The sequence below is a fragment of the Rhizobium tumorigenes genome, from assembly GCF_003240565.2.
GTDB lineage: Bacteria > Pseudomonadota > Alphaproteobacteria > Rhizobiales > Rhizobiaceae > Rhizobium > Rhizobium tumorigenes.
Genome location: NZ_CP117258.1, coordinates 376,345 through 392,672 on the forward strand (window position 1 = coordinate 376,345; position 16,328 = coordinate 392,672).

At 58.9% G+C, this 16,328-nt stretch carries 15 protein-coding genes; 6 read left to right on the top strand and 9 right to left on the bottom strand.

Annotation, left to right across the window (positions count from 1 at the left end; all coding sequences use genetic code 11):
* Positions 1 to 67 precede the first annotated feature (67 nt).
* Positions 68 to 1,168, bottom strand: coding sequence for a dimethylsulfone monooxygenase SfnG (gene sfnG, locus PR017_RS25340; RefSeq protein WP_111221449.1), 1,101 nt, complete (start codon positions 1,166 to 1,168; stop codon positions 68 to 70).
* 428 nt (positions 1,169 to 1,596) lie between these two features.
* Positions 1,597 to 2,496, bottom strand: a complete 900-nt coding sequence (locus tag PR017_RS25345; protein WP_111221448.1) for a LysR family transcriptional regulator — start codon at positions 2,494 to 2,496, stop codon at positions 1,597 to 1,599.
* A 127-nt stretch (positions 2,497 to 2,623) separates the two neighbouring features.
* Between PR017_RS25345 and PR017_RS25350 the strand changes: the two genes are divergently transcribed.
* From PR017_RS25350 to PR017_RS25365, 4 genes are all read left to right on the top strand, one after another.
* A complete protein-coding gene (locus PR017_RS25350) occupies positions 2,624 to 3,811 on the top strand; it encodes an MFS transporter (protein ID WP_111221447.1) in 1,188 nt (395 codons plus the stop codon).
* A 106-nt stretch (positions 3,812 to 3,917) separates the two neighbouring features.
* Positions 3,918 to 4,997: an alpha/beta hydrolase gene (locus tag PR017_RS25355; protein ID WP_111221446.1), complete on the top strand. Its 1,080-nt coding sequence runs from the start codon at positions 3,918 to 3,920 to the stop codon at positions 4,995 to 4,997.
* A 143-nt stretch (positions 4,998 to 5,140) separates the two neighbouring features.
* Positions 5,141 to 6,328, top strand: a complete 1,188-nt coding sequence (locus PR017_RS25360) for a (R)-mandelonitrile lyase (RefSeq protein WP_111221581.1) — start codon at positions 5,141 to 5,143, stop codon at positions 6,326 to 6,328.
* Positions 6,329 to 6,400: 72 nt separating this feature from the next.
* Entirely contained in the window at positions 6,401 to 6,811 is a 411-nt protein-coding gene (locus PR017_RS25365) for a cyclophilin-like fold protein (protein ID WP_111221445.1), read from the top strand.
* Between the two features lie 164 nt (positions 6,812 to 6,975).
* Here PR017_RS25365 and PR017_RS25370 read toward each other — a convergent pair whose 3' ends face one another.
* The 6 genes from PR017_RS25370 to PR017_RS25395 all read right to left on the bottom strand — a co-directional run bounded on the left by PR017_RS25370 (position 6,976) and on the right by PR017_RS25395 (position 12,624).
* On the bottom strand, positions 6,976 to 7,848 hold the full coding sequence (locus PR017_RS25370) for a GGDEF domain-containing protein (RefSeq protein WP_111221444.1): 873 nt from the start codon (positions 7,846 to 7,848) through the stop codon (positions 6,976 to 6,978).
* Positions 7,748 to 8,917: a PDC sensor domain-containing protein gene (locus PR017_RS25375; RefSeq protein WP_133255636.1), complete on the bottom strand. Its 1,170-nt coding sequence runs from the start codon at positions 8,915 to 8,917 to the stop codon at positions 7,748 to 7,750. Before PR017_RS25375 ends, PR017_RS25370 begins: the two co-directional genes overlap by 101 nt.
* 360 nt (positions 8,918 to 9,277) lie before the next feature.
* On the bottom strand, positions 9,278 to 9,682 hold the full coding sequence (locus PR017_RS25380; protein ID WP_111221442.1) for a host attachment family protein: 405 nt from the start codon (positions 9,680 to 9,682) through the stop codon (positions 9,278 to 9,280).
* A gap of 162 nt (positions 9,683 to 9,844) precedes the next feature.
* A complete protein-coding gene (locus PR017_RS25385) occupies positions 9,845 to 10,594 on the bottom strand; it encodes an ABC transporter permease (RefSeq protein ID WP_111221441.1) in 750 nt (249 codons plus the stop codon).
* A gap of 1 nt (position 10,595) precedes the next feature.
* Complete coding sequence (locus PR017_RS25390) at positions 10,596 to 11,501, bottom strand: ABC transporter permease (protein ID WP_279619571.1); 906 nt, start codon at positions 11,499 to 11,501, stop codon at positions 10,596 to 10,598.
* Positions 11,502 to 11,508: 7 nt separating this feature from the next.
* On the bottom strand, positions 11,509 to 12,624 hold the full coding sequence (locus tag PR017_RS25395; RefSeq protein ID WP_111221579.1) for an ABC transporter substrate-binding protein: 1,116 nt from the start codon (positions 12,622 to 12,624) through the stop codon (positions 11,509 to 11,511).
* A 297-nt stretch (positions 12,625 to 12,921) separates the two neighbouring features.
* Between PR017_RS25395 and PR017_RS25400 the strand changes: the two genes are divergently transcribed.
* Both PR017_RS25400 and PR017_RS25405 read left to right on the top strand, forming a co-directional pair.
* Positions 12,922 to 13,746 (top strand): metallophosphoesterase family protein, encoded by an 825-nt coding sequence (locus PR017_RS25400; RefSeq protein WP_111221440.1) that lies wholly within the window; start codon positions 12,922 to 12,924, stop codon positions 13,744 to 13,746.
* A 121-nt stretch (positions 13,747 to 13,867) separates the two neighbouring features.
* The gene (locus PR017_RS25405) at positions 13,868 to 14,134 is read left to right on the top strand and encodes a hypothetical protein (RefSeq protein WP_111221439.1); all 267 of its coding nucleotides are present in this window, start codon (positions 13,868 to 13,870) and stop codon (positions 14,132 to 14,134) included.
* Between the two features lie 83 nt (positions 14,135 to 14,217).
* On the opposite strand, the gene PR017_RS25410 is transcribed toward PR017_RS25405, so the two are convergent.
* A complete protein-coding gene (locus PR017_RS25410; protein WP_111221438.1) occupies positions 14,218 to 16,302 on the bottom strand; it encodes a carboxy terminal-processing peptidase in 2,085 nt (694 codons plus the stop codon).
* Positions 16,303 to 16,328 lie beyond the last annotated feature (26 nt).

Here is a 16,328-nt window from a genome sequence, read left to right on the forward strand (position 1 = left end):
TGTTCGCCGACCAGCCGATCAGCGTTGCCAGGGGTCGTCGGATGGCGACCTTCTGTACTTCAGCTATTTATTCTGCAGCGATAGCAGCCGTGCTCTCACGCTCTTCCAGCTTCCGGACGAGAGGTAGGACATGCTTTCCGAAGTACTCGACCTCCTCCTGGAAGTGCAGGAATGCGAGAAGGATCAGATCCGCACCCGCATGCTTCAACGCGACGATGCGTTCTGCCACCTGTTGCGGTGTTCCGATGAGGTTTGACCGGAAGCCGTCATTGTATTGCACGAGATCTTCAAAGCTCGATTTTGCCCAGTTTCCCTCACCTTCCGGAGAGGATTTGCCGGCATTCTTGACCTCATGGCCGAACGCATTGACGGCCTCTGGATTTGCCTTTTCGATAATTTCCGCGAGAACGGCCTTAGCTTCTTCCTCCGTTTCGCGGACGATGGCAAAAGCGTTGACGCCGACGCGCACGGAATGATTGTTGGCCTTGGCTTTGTCCTGGATATCGTCGACCTGCTTGGCAATCTCTTCCGGCGTATTGCCATTGGTAAAATACCAGTCGGACACGCGGGACGCCATGTCGCGCGCAGCACGCGATGAGCCGCCCTGGAAAATTTCTGGCTGCGGATCGAGCGGCTTCGGCTTCAGGGAGTATTCGTTGAAGCGGTAGAAATCGCCTTTGAAGGTGAAGTTGTCTTCGGTCCAGATGCCGCGAAGCGCCCGGATGAATTCCTCCGACCGGCGATAGCGTTCGTCATGGTCGAGCCAGTGCTCGCCGATGGCATGGAATTCGCCGCGGAACCATCCGCTGACGACGTTGACCGCGACGCGGCCGTTGGTCAGGTGATTGATGGTGGCAATCTGCTTGGCGGCAAGTGCCGGGTTCCATGGCCCTGGCAAAAGCGCTGCAATAACTTTCAGCGTTGTTGTCGATTCGAGCAGCGAGTGGCTGAAAGCAACGGATTCGTGCTGAAATTCAGCACCGTAACCAGCGGTGAACCGGATCTGGCTCAGGGCATATTCGAAGCCGCTCGCCTCGGCAATCTGCGCGAGCTTGCGATTATACTCGATCGTCCAGCTCGTCCGCTGTTCGATGTTGGAAATGACCAAACCGCCAGAGACGTTTGGAACCCAGTAGGCAAACTTTAGAGCTTCTCTGGTCTGCGACATTGTGTTCTCTCCCTCAGATCAATTACCCGACAAGCCGGCGCACCTGCTGTATGGAGATAGTCTATCAATCGGATAGAGAACTAAAACAAACCTTTGCCAATGGTGGGGGTAAAGGTCTCTTCTCTGCGTCCCTCCTGTCGTATTTTTTGGAATAAAAATCTAAAGGGAGGCTTAGTATGGCTGAGCCGGCGAAAGGCCGCCGTACGGCTCACGCGCTGTCATTTAGACAAGCGAAGGCGCAGGTTGCGGGTGCTGTCGCCGTGATGTCTTTCCGTGGGGCAGTTCGATCACGCCATCTCGAACCAAGGCGTTCGCGCAGGTACGCAGTTCAAACGTCAAACATGCGCGTGCCAACCAAACAACGCGAAAGGGCGCAGCCGAGATAGGGCTTGGTCTGCAGGACGTCTGACCACTCCCAAGGCTGTTTCTCAACGCCTGTTCCGATGCCGGAGTGCGTCGACAATCACAGTCATGGCCGGAGACATCTGGCGTCGGCTTGGATAGTAAAGGTGGTAGCCGGCGAACGGCTGGCTCCAGTCGTCCAGAACGGCTTGTAATCTGCCTGCCGCAACGTGTTCTTCGACGATATCTTCTGGAACGTAAGCAATCCCGTACCCTTGAAGGACCGCTTCGATCTGTGCGATCGACGAATTGAAGCTGAGCTGGCCTTCCACCCTGACCCGCAGTTCTCGCCCGTCTTTCTCGAAGTCCCACAAGTAGAACCCGCCCCAGGTTGCCTGGCGCATGTTGATGCAGACGTGTCGAACGAGATCCTGGGGCGTGACTGGGATGCCTTGCTTAACGAAGTAGTCTGGCGAGGCCACCGCCCGGAGCCGCCAATCTGGCCCGATGCGCACCGCAATCATGTCCTTGTCGACGCTCTCCCCGAGCCGCACGCCTGCATCGAAGCGCTCTTCGACGATGTTGCGCATGCCGTTATCGCTGTAGAGTTCCACTCGGATATCGGGGTAGTCCGCCAGTACGCGGCTCAATTTCGGCCATACCGTCGTCTGCAGGACATGGTCTGATAGCGTCAGTCGAACGGTGCCGGAGGGCTTCTCCCGGAAGGCGACAAGTGCTGCCAGATCTGCCTCGATCTCCTCAAATCGAGGAGCCAGCGACTGCAACAGGCGCTCGCCCGCTTCCGTCGTCGCTACGCTGCGTGTTGTTCGCGTGAGCAGCCGGACGCCAAGGCGAGCCTCCAACTGCTTGATCGTGTAGCTGAGCGTCGGCTGCGACGTTCCAAGCGCTGCCGCCGCCTTGGTGAAGCTCTTTTCCTTCGCGACCTCCAGAAACCAGAGCAGGTCCTTCATGTCCTCGCGCTGCATCGGGCACTCCATCATTCATATCAAGATCCGATAGGTCCATGTGGATTAGCACGGATAGTTCATAAAGTCCGTTGGCACTACCTTGTTCCCCAGAAGCAAAACCGAAATCTCCAACGAAATCGCGACAATGACGCTGACCTATAACGAAACCATCGAAAGCAGACGATCAGCCTGGGGCGCAGTGTTCTCCATGACCTTGTGCGTGTTTGTACTGATCGCCTCGGAGTTCATGCCCGTAAGCCTGCTGACGCCGATCGCTGCCGATCTCGGCGTTTCAGAGGGAAACACCGGGCAGGCGATCTCGATCTCAGGCATCTTTGCAGTGTTCACCAGCCTGTTCATTGCAGGTCTGACACAGCGGCTGGATAGGCGCGTGGTCGTGCTCGCATTGACGATCCTGCTGATGCTGTCCGGAATTGTCGTCACGCTGGCGCCGTCCTATCCGGTCCTGATGCTGGGCCGCGCACTGCTGGGGATTTCCATCGGCGGATTTTGGTCGATGTCGACATCGATCTTGATGCGCTTGGTCACAAACGATCAGGTACCGAAGGCACTCGCCCTCCTCAACGCTGGCAATGCAATCGCGGCGACCATCTCCGCACCCTTGGGAAGTCTCCTTGGAGCCTATGTCGGTTGGCGCGGCGCCTTCTTCCTTGTCGTCCCTGTCGGGTTTCTCGCGCTCGTCTGGCAGTGGATCACCCTGCCGACGCTTCCACCCCGCCGGGACCGAGCAACCTTGAACGTGTTCCGATTGCTGCGGCGTCCGCCGGTGGCACTGGGCATGGCCGCTATCCTGCTTCTGTTCATGGGCCAGTTCGCCCTCTTCACCTATCTGCGACCGTTCCTGGAGCAAGTAACTCATCTTGGCATCGAAACCCTCTCGCTCGCCCTCCTCCTGATGGGACTGGCGGGAGCCGTGGGAACGTGGGTCGTGGGTCGACTGCTGAACCATCGTCTGTTCAGCATACTGATCGTCATCCCGGCTCTCATGGCCTGTATCGCTCTGGCGACGATCGCCGTCGGTGACAAGCAGGTTCCCGTCTTCATCTCCCTTGTCTGCTGGGGCTTTCTCGGAACTGCAGCGCCGGTTGGCTGGGGCACGTGGCTGAGCCGGATCCTCGCCGATGACGCAGAGGCAGGAGGCGGTCTTCAGGTCGCGGTCATCCAGTTCGCCATCACTGCCGGAGCATCTGTGGGTGGGCTTCTGTTCGACGCTGCCGGTTGGCAGTCGACCTTCGTGCTCAGCGCCGCCCTTCTGTGCGGTTCTTCTTTCGCGGCCTTCGCCGCATGGCGTGCGTCCAGGACGCCATCATGAGCAGGGCAGTTTTTCTAATCGGACGTCCAGGACGCTCTGACCCGCAGTTTCCGGCTTCGCCCGGGCGTCCACCGTATCACAACCTCAATGTCAAAAGGATCGCAGGATGAGCAAGCACATCGATAACAACGACACCGTCAACGCCAGCAAGCGCAGTCTGATGAAGGGAGCAGGCCTCGCCGTCGCGGCAATGAGCATGATCCCCGCTGTGACGGCAACACAGGCTCTCGCGCAGACCTCGTCCTGGGACAAGGTGTTTCCCAAGAGCGACAATGTCGATCACCAGAAGGTGTCGTTCAAAAACCGCTACGGTATCACCATCGTCGCCGATCTCTACCTCCCGAAGAACCGCGGCAGCCAACCATTGCCAGCTCTTGCCATCGGTGGCCCCTTCGGTGCCGTCAAGGAGCAATCTTCGGGGTTGTACGCTCAGACCATGGCCCAACGCGGCTTTGCGGCCTTGGCATTTGACCCTTCCTATACCGGCGAAAGTGGCGGCGAACCCCGCAACGTCGCTTCACCGGACATCAACACCGAAGACTTCAGCGCTGCGGTCGATTACCTGGGGCTGCAGCCCTCCATCGATCGTGAGCGGATCGGCGTTATCGGTATCTGCGGCTGGGGCGGCATGGCTCTGAATGCCGTCGCAATGGACAAGCGCGTCAAGGCTGTCGTTGCGACCACGATGTATGACATGACCCGCGTCATGTCGAAGGGCTACAACGACAGCGTCACCCCGGAACAGCGGACGCAGGCGCTTGAGCAGATGAGCCGACAGCGCTGGGCGGACGCGGAAAAGAAGACGCCGGCTTACCAGCCGCGCTACAATGAACTCAAGGGCGGCGAGGCTCAGTTTTTGGTCGATTACCACGACTACTACATGACGCCCCGCGGCTATCATCCGCGCGCTGTCAACTCCGGCAATGCCTGGACACAGACGACGCCGCTGTCCTTCATGAACATGCCGATCATGACCTATATTGCCGAGATCTCCCCTCGCCCGCTCCTGCTCGTCCATGGCGAGAACGCCCACTCGCGGTACTTCAGCGAAACAGCCTTTGCCGCCGCAGCGGAGCCGAAGGAACTGATGATCATCCCGAACGCCAGGCACACGGATCTCTACGACCGCATGGACAAGATCCCGTTCGACCGGATCGCTGCGTTTTTCGGGCAGCATCTGGCGTAGCCAAAGCTGCGACGTCAAGGCCGCGTACGGCAGCGCAGGTTTGCGCTGTCGCCGCCCTACGTTTGGTGCGTCTAAGATTATCCGATGTGCGATGCTTTCAACATGACCTCGCTGTCCCTGACATGAAATTTAAGGATATCAAGATGAAGAACATTGCCGCAAGCATTGCCATCTCCGCTCTCGCCGCAACAAGTGTGGACGCGCAGGAAGAGCGCCGCGTCGCGCCATCAGCCGTCTATGCCGTCGCGCCTGGGCTTGGCCATTTCACCGATGATGTCCTTTTCGGCGAAGTGTGGGAGCGGACCGAACTTATGCCTCGCGACCGCAGCCTCGTCAACCTCTCGGCGATAGTCGCAACGGGAAAAACTGGGCAGATTGCCGCGCATGTCAGCCGAGCGTTGGACAATGGTGTGAAGCCCGCCGAGATCGGTGAACTCATCACGCATCTTGCGTTTTATACGGGCTGGCCCAATGCCATCTCCGCCGTGATGGAGACAAAGAAGGCATTCGATGAACGGGAAATCGGTCCGGTCACGAATAGCGATGCCTCGCGGATCGAATTCGACCCGGCATCCGAGGCTGCTCGGAGCACGGCGGTTAATACCACAGTTGCACCGACAGCGGCGGCACTGGCCGAATTCACCAACCGCGTGCTGTTCGACGATCTGTGGAAGCGACCAGATCTTGTCGCGCGGGACCGGAGCCTAGTGACGATGGCCGCCTTGATCGCAGTTGGTCAGCCGGAAAAATTGCCGTTTCATGCCAACCGCGCCATGGATAACGGCTTGACGTCGTCAGAAGCTTCCGAGGTGCTGACGCAGGTCGCCTTCTACGCCGGCTGGCCGAGAGCCATGTCCGCCGTACCTGTCCTCAAACAGGTTTTCGAAAACAGGAAAGGAAATCAGGTGAGCGCTCCTCAGGCAAACCTTACCGTCACTCCCGCCGGCACCGGTGCTGCGGCAGCTCCAGATGCGTATTTCACAGGCAGCGTCCAGATCTCGGGCCGCTATCAAGCCGACGCTCCTGCGCGCATTGGCGGGGCCATCGTCTCCTTCTCGGCTGGTGCTCGCACGGCATGGCACACACATCCTCTCGGGCAAACCCTGTTCATCGTCAGCGGACGCGGCTGGGTCCAGAAAGAGGGTGAGCCAGTTCAGCATGTCGGCCCGGGAGACGTGGTCTGGATACCACCTTTGATCCGGCACTGGCATGGCGCTTCCAGCAGTGAGCCAATGGCGCATTTCGCCGTGGCCGAGGCGCTTGATGGAAGCTCGGTAACCTGGATGGAGAAGGTGTCCGACGAGGACTACGGCAAGGGCGCCGGAGAGTAGAGCCGAAACCGATGACGGCGGGCGGGTGTCCAATCCGAGCGCTCGAAGCAAAAGCGAAACGGAGACGAACACGTGCCCAAGACAATATTGGCATCTGCTGTCGTCGCACTGGGGTTGGCGGGACCGGCCATGGCTCAACAAAGCATCCGAATTTCCTGCGCGTGGGGCGAAGTTACCGCCACCCTCGCCGACAATCAAGCCGCCAGATCCTTGGCCCGGATGCTACCACTGACGATCGAGATGTCCGACCATCTCCGCCAGGAGAAGACGGGAGACCTGCCCTCCGCGCTGCCTAAGCTCACACGGCAGCGAGATTTCTCGGTCGGCACGCTCGGCCTGTGGAATGCCGATCATTTCGTGATCTACTATCGGACAGGCCGCGTACCCACCCCCGGCATCATCATCCTTGGGCAGGTGACGGGCGATGTTGCGATCTTCGACCGCCCCGGATCCGTCACTGTAAAGCTCGAAGTGGTCAACTGAACGACGCATGAAGCGGTGCCTTGGCTAGTTGGTTGGGAGCGGCTTGATGAGTAAGATTTCAAGAGCGGCGGCTGCATCGCGGCCGCTCGAACAACACGCTTGTCCCCCGGAACGGCTCCCCGGCAGGTGCGAAACAGAGGTCCGATAGCAGATCTCGTGCAAACTTACGGCGCAGCCGCCAGCGAATTGGTCATCGCGGGGATCTTTGGTTCGACGGGTCCGAAAGAAGCTACGCTCTTGTTGCGACCCGTTCGTTTCGCTTCGTAAAGTGCTTGATCGGCAGCCACCATAACCTCGTCCTCCGATCCGGCTCGCCAAAGCAGCTCAGTGGCGTGGCCCAAGCTTACGGTAACATATCCATAGGGCGCGTTCGGCTCGTGTGGAATTTCGAGCGCCAGAATTCCCTGGCGGATATTTTCGGCAATCCGGCCTGCATCTTCGGCGTCGGCACCAGGCATCAGGACGGCAATTTCTTCGCCCCCTACCCGTGCTGCGATGGCATCGCGTCCAACCAAGATTTCCCTTATGGTGGCTGCCACGTCGCGTAAGCACTTGTCGCCTTGGAGATGGCCGTAGGTATCGTTGAATTTCTTAAAAAGATCGAGGTCGATCATTATAAGCGAATTCATTCTCTGCTGGCGCTTGTTGCTCAATTTCTTCAGCGCGCTCGCGAAGTACCGCTTGTTGAATAGCCCGGTCAATTCGTCCGTGATGGCGAGGACACCAAGTTCCCTTTTTGCGACTTCTTGCTGGGTGACATCGCGAGTGACCACGACGTAGCCATCGCTCATGCCGCCGGTCGACAGTGGAACGGAAGAAATAACGCTTTCAAGCCATATGACATCCTCGTCGGGACGCCTCCTGCTGGAAAGCACCGTCTGGTTCGACATCCCCTCGTGTAGTTTCGCCAGTGCGTCCTGCCACACCTTTGCTTCCTCAGCGTCCGCCAAGTTGTAAATGCTGCTCCCGATCAGATCCTGAGGGGTGCTGGCCGAACACTTTTTCTGCGGCTCGCGATACATACTGTCGGCTTCCATTCATATCTATCTTCTGGATGACATCGGCAGACGCATCGGCAATGACGCGAAACTCCGCTTCGCGAGCCGCGATCTTTTGCTCGACAATTTCACTCTGCCGTCGCTGCCTGAGCCATCTGATAGCGATCGCTGCTGCGGCCAACGCTGTTAACAACAGACAGAGCCACGGATACTGGGAGTAACGAACCCAACTCTTAAACAAGACGGATTTCGACCGCGCCGCCAGTACGGTTACGCCCGTCTGTTTACTTTTGTAGAAGCCCCCGATGCGATCTGTGCCGTCGAATGGCGAGACATACCTGTAAACTCCTTGCTCTTCTTTCGACGAGTGCTCGCGGTAGAATGGCGTTGAAGCGATACTGGCTCCCATGGCGTTTGGATCCACAGGCAATCTCACGATTATTTTCCCGTCGCCCCGCATCAAAGCGAACGAGCTGTCGTCCCCGAGGTTGAAGCCCTGCATGAACGAGAAAAAGTGATCGAGATCGATCGTTGCAACCATGACCCCGCCGAAACTTCCGTCGGGGCGGTCTATTCTTTGGGTTATGGGCAGGAACCATCGTCCATCCGACTGGCTTTTGGACGGGAGACCAAGGCGCGCATTCCGGTCGGGATTGAACTGATGAAATTGGAAGTACTCGCGGTACGCGACGTCTGTACCTGCCGAATTGGTATTCAACGTCGACTCGATCAGCTTTCCGGAGGCATCGGCATAGGCGACGCTCCTGAAAAGGCTCGTACTTGCGGCAATTCGGTGCATTTCCTCGACAACAGCGACCATCCCCGTCCCATCCGACAAAGATTTTTCAGCGCCAACGACCAGTTCTTCGAGTGGCATCTTGGCCAACGCATAAACATCGTCGGTGTGGGTTGCGATGGAATGCGCTGTTTCCACCAGTCGAACTTCGGTGGAGGACAACAACGTCGACCAACTATCCGACTGGCTCCACAGTGTGAAGGCTACAAATAACAGTGCCATGGTGATCAAAGACAGTGGCCGCAGATCCAGTGTCTTCTTCTTGAATAATAAGGGCATGTGGAATTTACCAGCAAAGAACGAGGCCAACACATACAAAACAGTCCTTTAGAAACGGTGACCTTTGTTATAATCTGCGCCGATGAAGTTGTGTCTTTATGCCGCGATACAGTCGCGCAAGTGGCAACGCCCGCTCCCGTTGAGGTCGATGCCGACGCGAGCATATCGTCGGGGCAACATCTGACGGTCCGGGTGGCGATAGACATTAGCTGAATGGAAAGCTGTCCCTGCGCCACGCAGCGGAGTCATGTGGGTCTTGACAAATTCGCGTCCACGAAAAGGAGAAGCCCGACTCTCTAGGCTTTACGCGAATCTCGGTGGCGGCGCGGTATGCACAAAAAAATACACCGGCCGCAAGGGGCCGGTGCAACTCAAACATTCGTTCTGCTGCTGTTAAGCAGCAGCCAGGGCCTTTTCGATGTCCTGCATGGAATGACCTGTGAGGTCCTTGGCGAGTTCGCCGATGAGCACGTCGGATACAGTCTTGTGGTAGCCTTTGCGCAATTCGCCAAGTGTCCGGGGCGCCGCTATCACGACGAGGTTTTTGATCTTCCCCGCCAGCACCTTCTTGTTCAAAAGATCGGCTACACCGGCACCGAAACCATCTTCATCCTGTTGGCTGTCATCCGGATTGGCGGAGCTGCTCGAATGGCGGCTGCCGGAGCCGATTTTGGAACTATCAACTGCCTCGTCGGGCATGGCCTTCAGCTTGACGTTGGCAGCATCACCCTCGTTCTGGAAGAGGTTGAGCTTTTCGCCGTCGGCGACGGCAATGACGGTGTGCTGAGGAATTTGCATATCTGATTTCCATTCACAAAGTGGCATTTCGCCGGTTTGGCCGACTGACATCAGCTCCTCCAATAACCCCTTGCGCGCTTATCTGTTCCGCCCTGGCATAGCGACGGATGGTGCGTCTCTAAGCGTTTTCACTGCGCGCGACTGTTGGCGCTGACCCGAAACTCATGTTTTCCGGCCAAATACCATCATGACCAGCATCGCCAGCCAGGTGAGGAAGAAGCTGATCATCGACAGGGCGGCGGCCTGCGTCGGAGAGCTTTTGCCGACCTCATTGATTGCCACCGGCAAGGTCGGAAACAGCAGGATGTTGGAGACCGTGAATTCTCCGATGACGACGGTGAATGTCAGCAGCGCACAGTTGACGGCTGCCGCGCGGATGCCGGGAACAACGACCAGCCGGATCGTCGTCAGCCCTCCTGCCCCAAGGCTTTCCGCGGCTTCCTTCAAGGTGCGGATATCGAGCGCCGCAAGGCCGACATCGAGTGCCCGGAACGCGAAGGGCAACGCCACGAAGAAATAGGGGATGACGAGATAGAACGGCGATCCGATCAGCCACATCGGGCCTTTGACGAGCATCGAAAGACCACCGACAAGGGCTATCGCCGGCACCACGAAGGGCAGGATCGCGACGAACTCGATGACCGCACGCATGCGCGGCATGTAGAGATGTGCGGCGATGACTGCGGGTGCGAGGATGACGTAGATCGCCGCTATCGTTGCCGCCCCCAGTTCCAGCGACAGGACCAGGGGTCGCAGCAGGGCCTTGTGGCTGAAGACGGCGGCATAGGAGGACAGCCCGTAGGCGGCGCCGCCTTCCCAAAGGCTGAAGATTGCAGTCATCGCCAATGGCAGCACGAAATATGTCGCCGCGAGACCGAGGATCAGCCAACGCAGCATCTTACCGGCGTTCATCTCACATTCCCCGACGCCGGGCGCGGCGCATCAGCAGGTTGCTCGTGGCAACGACCACCGCCATCGTCGCAATCATGGCAACGGAGAGCGCCGCTCCGGTCTGGGGCGAGTTCATGACATCACCGGACAGCACATTTCCGATTTCCGTGGTCAGCAGCACGAGATTGCCGGAGGTCAAGGCATAGGCGGTGGCATAGCCGGAGAAGGCTGACCCAAACAGCAGGATGAATGCCGATATCAGCGACGGAGCGAGGATTGGCAGGACGACCAGTCGCCCATATTGCCAAGGCGTTGCGCCAAGGCTTTCTGCCGCTTCCGCCCATTCGCGGCGAAGGGCTTTCAAGGCCGGTACGATGATGATGATCATCAGCGGGATCTGGAAATAGGCATAGACGATCGTCAATCCGGTCAGCGAGAACAAGCTGAAGCCGGCGGCATAGATATCGATGCCTACGAGCTTCAGCGCCCGGGTGAGAAGGCCGAACATGCCGAGGCTGGAAATGAATGCGAAGGCGAGCGGCACGCCGGCAAAGTTTGCCGCGACTGCGCTGAAACTCGAGGCGATAGAACCGAGTGCCGGGTGCGCATCACGATGAACGACGGTTGCCGCAATGGCGCCGCCACAGGTGACGCCGACCGCTGCTGACGCAACGGAGAGCACGATCGAATTGTAGGTGGCAAGACGGAATGTCTCGCCACCCAAAGCCACAATGTATTCCAGCGTGAAGCCGGTGCGGGTGCTGACCGACTGCACGACAAGCATGAGCGCGGGCGCCACCATGAATGCCAGTGAGAACAGCAGGAACGGTGCCACCAGCAGTACCGGCAGGCCCCACTGCCTGAGCATCGAGCCAAGGAAGTACCCGGAGCGGGACCGTCTCCTCGGGGGGTCGAAGGGCTGCACCATGCTGGGCTTAGTTTGTCTTGACGGTCTTGGGCCACAGGTCGGCGACTACCTTCTTCGCGGCATCGATCTGCGCCTGGCTTGCAAAACGCACACTCTTGTAGGCCTCCGGAGATGGCAACTTGGCCAGCAGCGCGGCAGGCAGGACGCCGGCGTCGAGCATCTTGGCAAAGCGGATCGGATGGGCGTAGCCGGCAAGAAAGCCGAGCTGTCCTTCATCGCTGTACAGATATTCCTGCCACAGCTTGGCGGCGTTCGGGTGCGGCGCATAGGCACTGATCGCCTCGCAATAATAGTTGCCGAACGGGGCGCCATCATTGGGAACGACGACTTCGAAATCGACCTTGCCGGCCTCGTCGTCGCGAATCGTCAGGTTGAGGTAGTCCCAGCGCAGCGCTATCGGCGTCTGGCCGCTCATCATGGTACCCTTGTCGCTCTGCATCGGATTGTAGTTGCCGGCTGCTGCAAGCTTGCCAAAAAACTCCACGCCGGGTGCGATGTTGTCGAAGCTGCCACCGTTTGCAAGAGCTGCCGCCATCACGGCTGCGAAGGAATCGCCGGCCCGCACGGGACTGCCGCCCATCGACACCATGCCCTTGTATTCCGGCTTCAGGAGGTCAGCCCAGCTACGCGGCACGGTCTTGACGACGCTCTTGTTCACGGCGAATGAGATGATGCCGTAATAGCAGCCCTGCCAGAGGCCATCGGGGTTTTTGACCTCCGAGGGAATATCGTTCCAGGTCGCGACCTTGTAGGGCTGCAGCAGGTTGTCGGTGACGGCCTGCAGCGCGAAGGACGGCGCCAGATCGAGCGTGTCCGGACCGCGATCCTGGCCCTTCAGGCTGCGAACGGCCTGCAGTTCTTCGGCCGACGAACCCTCCGGGTTGGCGGCATTCACCTCGATCCCGTAGAGCTTGGAGAAGTCGGTCATCATCTTGCCGAAGACCCAATTCGGCGACAGGGCCACGACGTTCAGCGCGCCTTCTTTCTTGGCGGCAGCGACGAGAGCTTCCGGCATGGTGGTCGCAGCCTCGGCACGCAGCGGGCCGAGGTTGAGCAGCGATGCGCCGAGCGCCGCCGAGCCCGCCTGCAGTAAAGTCCTGCGATTGATGTGAAACGAGTTCATCGAAAAATCCTTCGGGTTGCATATCGCCTGATGGCCATTTGGGAGAGCCGTCAAAAGCTTGTGGCGATTTGCCAATAGGGATCGTCAGTGACAGGCAATTGACAGATTTAAGAAGTTTCAAAAGCGTGACGGGTCATATCGCGCCAAGGTATCTAATTGAAATATATTCGCTTTCTGCGTGCGCCTTCTGGCGGGAAGCTGTCACCGGACTGTCGCGTCGATCCGTTACGGGAATGCGGCCCTTGCGTCGGAGGGCCGACAAACCGTGCGCCACCGGACAGAACCAGAGAGGCCATCATGCAGATTGCGATCCTCGCAGATCCCCATATCGGCGCGAAGACCGATGATTTTGTTGCTAACTGGAATGCAGCGGTAGCGCACGTCAACGATCTCGATGTGGCATTCACGATTGTGCTGGGAGACCTGACGCTCGATGGCGCTAATCTTGAAGCGGACATCGTTTTCGCGCGACAATCGCTCGACACACTCCGCCGGCCGGTTCTCGTGCTGCCCGGCAACCACGACGTTGGCGATATCTCGCGCGCCAGCCGCCAGCCGGCAAGCCACGAAAGGATGGTGCGCTGGAACCGGCATCTCGGCGCAGACCGCTGGATTTGCGACGATATTCCGGGATGGCGGCTGATCGGCATCGACAGCCAGGTTATAGCGACAGGATTGCCGCAAGAAGCCGAGCAGTGGCATTGGCTTGACGAGGCGTTTGGCGGACGGGGCGAGCGCGTCCCTGTCTTGCTCACCCACATGCCGCTGTTTCTGGAAAGCTGGGACGAAGCCGATCGACCCTACTGGGCCATCCCGACTGCGGCGCGGCATCGGTTGCGGATGCTGGTGGAGAGCACCGGAACGGCTGCCATCGTCAGCGCCCATATCCACCGGACCCTCGATCTTCCCGGCGCCGATGGTCCTCGCCAGATCTGGGCAGCGGCGACGAGCTTCCTGTCACGCGATGCGTCGATGCCGTCACAGCCGGGCGCGGCAAACCTCGGTGTCACGATACTCGACTTTACCGATGGCGCGCTCAAGGTCCGCTTCGACAGCGTTGCGGGAATTTCGGAAACCTACATCGAGGATTATAACGGCTCGATCTATCCGAAACCGGAATAGCGGTCTTCGTTCCGGGCATCGCAATTGCAGATTTGGATCGTGGCTGGCTAACGACGTCGTTTTATGGCAAACGTTGGGGCATCAGTCCAACGCAGGCGACGACGTCAATCGGAACGCGAGAATGATCGAAAGTCAAACTAGGCAGGCAGATTGGCGCCGTGCCAACCCGATGAAGTACAATGCTCATCTTGCCGTGCAGCGTGCCATTGTCGCCGGCGATCTCGAAAAGCTCGGCTGTGAAGTCTGTGGTCACGACGCCGTCGACGCCCATCACGACGAGTATGACGAACCCCTGAGGGTTCGTTGGCTTTGCCGCAGACATCACACGCGTCTTCATCGCTACGGCGAAGATATGTTTCCGCTGCGGTCGAAAACAGACCAACGCTGATCCTTTTTTGAATTTTGCTGTCCTGTCGTCTCCGACAGTTTTTGGGCCACTGGCAATGTCGATCGCCGGTGGCCTTCTTCGTTTTACTTCGAGGTCGCCGCCTGAATGCCGGCGTCGTCGGCCATGATGGATGCCGCCTCGTTCAAGAGGACATCCTTGGCGTTCTTGCGGGCGGTTTCGATAGCGATATCGGCGCTCAGGCTGCGTTCGTTCGCCTGCAGGCCATCGTCTTCCCCGGGGTCGACGCCATCGTTTATCTTCTCGCGTGATTTGTCACGGGTAGCCTGGGCTGCCAGTTCCTTGCGACGCTCTGCCTCGTTGAGGGAAACGATGCCCTTCTCGCGCTGCGCCTTCAACTCGGCGATGTCTCCGACCAGACGCTTGAAATCCGGATCGTTGGCAACGCGTGCGTCGTGGCGGCTCTGCAGCTGCGGTATCTTTGCCGCCACATCGCCTTCCGGCTTGTAGTTTGCCGGCTTGATCTGCGTCCATGGAAGAGCATTGTCGTAGCTGGCCTCGCCAAAGGTCTTCGGGTCCGACAGGCTCGGCAGCCCGATATCTGGTGTTACGCCGCGCAGTTGGGTGGTGCCGCCATTGATGCGGAAGAACTGCGCTATCGTCATTTTAAGTTCGCCGAACTTCGGTTTGGCGTTGTGGGCGACCTGGTCAAGGTTGACGACCGTCTGCACGGTGCCCTTGCCAAAGCTCGGTTCGCCGATGATGACACCGCGGCCATAGTCCTGGATTGCGGCCGCGAAAATCTCGGATGCCGATGCAGAGCCGCGGTTAATGAGAACGCCGACCGGACCTGTCCAGGCAGCTGGCGAGCGGTCGTCGCCCTCGATGGCAACCTTGCCGCCAGCATCGCGCTGTTGGACGACGGGACCCTTGCCCGTAAACAGACCGGTGAGATCGATCGCTTCGGCGAGCGACCCGCCGCCATTGTTGCGCAGGTCGATGAGAACGCCGTCGGCCTTGTCCTCTTTCAATTCGTCGATGAGCTTGGCCACATCACGGCTGGCGCTACGGTAATCCTTGTCACCCTTGCGGCGAGCGTCGAAGTCCTCGTAGAAGGCCGGTAGCGTGATCACGCCAATCTTGCGCGTCGCATCGCCGTCCTTGATGGAGAGCAGCGTTTTCTTGGCGGCCTGCTTTTCGAGGCTGATCTTGTCGCGCGTCAGGTTGACGATGTGATGGGCGCCATCGGCGCCTGCTTCCGCCGGCAGGATATCGAGGCGAACGATGGAGTCCTTGGCGCCGCGGATCATCTGGACGATCTCGTCGAGGCGAGTGCCGACCACTTCCTTCACCGGACCATCGGCGCCCTGGCCAACGCCGATAATGCGGTCGCCGACGGCAAGCTTGCCCGACACCTGCGCCGGGCCACCCGGAACGAGCTCGCGGATCGTGGTGTAATCGTCGCGTTCCTGCAGCACTGCGCCGATGCCGACCAGCGACAGCTTCATCGAGATATCGAATTCAGCCGATGCGGTGGCGCCGAAATAGTCCGTGTGCGGGTCGATGGACGTCGTGTAGGCATCCATGAACGACTGGAACACGTCTTCGCTCTTGTATTTGTAGGCCCGCTCCAGCGAATTTTCATAGCGCTTGTCGAGGGTATCGCGAATGGCCGCGTCGTCCTTGCCTGCAAGTTTCAGGCGCAGCCAATCCCCTTTGACGCGCTTGCGCCAAAGGTCATCGATCTCGGCTTCCGACTTCGGCCAGGGCGCATCTTCGCGCAGGAAGGAATAGCTCTCGTCCTTGTTGAAATCGAAGCTCGTCTTCAGCAAGTCGCGCGCATAATTCATACGGTCGACGACACGCTGCTCGTAGAGATTGAACATCGAGAAAGGGATCTGCAAGTCTTCCTTGTTGACGGCATCGTCCAGCTTGGCGTCCTGAGCCTTGAACTTGTCGATGTCGGCCTGCAGGAACAGCATCCGGTCCGGATCCAGCGACTTGATGAACCTGTCCATGATCTTCACCGACAAAGCGTCGTCGAGCGGAACCGGTTTGTAGCTGAAGCGCGTGAGGAACTGGGCGCTGAGATGTGCAGCCTGTCCCTGTTGCGGTAGTGGCGCCAATACGGGCAGCGGTCCCATTTCCAGAGCATAAGCCGAAGATGAAAGCGCCAGAAAGATGCCGAGGAAACCAGAAAGTCTACGCATTCAGCTTTGATCCAATTCGTAATGCC

What these genes read in the sequence shown, in the direction of transcription:
- PR017_RS25385 (WP_111221441.1), bottom strand. Translation starts at nt 10,594, where the DNA reads ATGAACGCCGGTAAGATGCTGCGTTGGCTGATCCTCGGTCTCGCGGCG.
- PR017_RS25380 (WP_111221442.1), bottom strand. Translation starts at nt 9,682, where the DNA reads ATGCAAATTCCTCAGCACACCGTCATTGCCGTCGCCGACGGCGAAAAG.
- sfnG (WP_111221449.1), bottom strand. Translation starts at nt 1,168, where the DNA reads ATGTCGCAGACCAGAGAAGCTCTAAAGTTTGCCTACTGGGTTCCAAAC.
- PR017_RS25350 (WP_111221447.1), top strand. Translation starts at nt 2,624, where the DNA reads ATGACGCTGACCTATAACGAAACCATCGAAAGCAGACGATCAGCCTGG.
- PR017_RS25355 (WP_111221446.1), top strand. Translation starts at nt 3,918, where the DNA reads ATGAGCAAGCACATCGATAACAACGACACCGTCAACGCCAGCAAGCGC.
- PR017_RS25405 (WP_111221439.1), top strand. Translation starts at nt 13,868, where the DNA reads ATGATCGAAAGTCAAACTAGGCAGGCAGATTGGCGCCGTGCCAACCCG.
- PR017_RS25390 (WP_279619571.1), bottom strand. Translation starts at nt 11,501, where the DNA reads ATGGTGCAGCCCTTCGACCCCCCGAGGAGACGGTCCCGCTCCGGGTAC.
- PR017_RS25395 (WP_111221579.1), bottom strand. Translation starts at nt 12,624, where the DNA reads ATGAACTCGTTTCACATCAATCGCAGGACTTTACTGCAGGCGGGCTCG.
- PR017_RS25345 (WP_111221448.1), bottom strand. Translation starts at nt 2,496, where the DNA reads ATGCAGCGCGAGGACATGAAGGACCTGCTCTGGTTTCTGGAGGTCGCG.
- PR017_RS25400 (WP_111221440.1), top strand. Translation starts at nt 12,922, where the DNA reads ATGCAGATTGCGATCCTCGCAGATCCCCATATCGGCGCGAAGACCGAT.
- PR017_RS25410 (WP_111221438.1), bottom strand. Translation starts at nt 16,302, where the DNA reads ATGCGTAGACTTTCTGGTTTCCTCGGCATCTTTCTGGCGCTTTCATCT.
- PR017_RS25360 (WP_111221581.1), top strand. Translation starts at nt 5,141, where the DNA reads ATGAAGAACATTGCCGCAAGCATTGCCATCTCCGCTCTCGCCGCAACA.
- PR017_RS25370 (WP_111221444.1), bottom strand. Translation starts at nt 7,848, where the DNA reads ATGGAAGCCGACAGTATGTATCGCGAGCCGCAGAAAAAGTGTTCGGCC.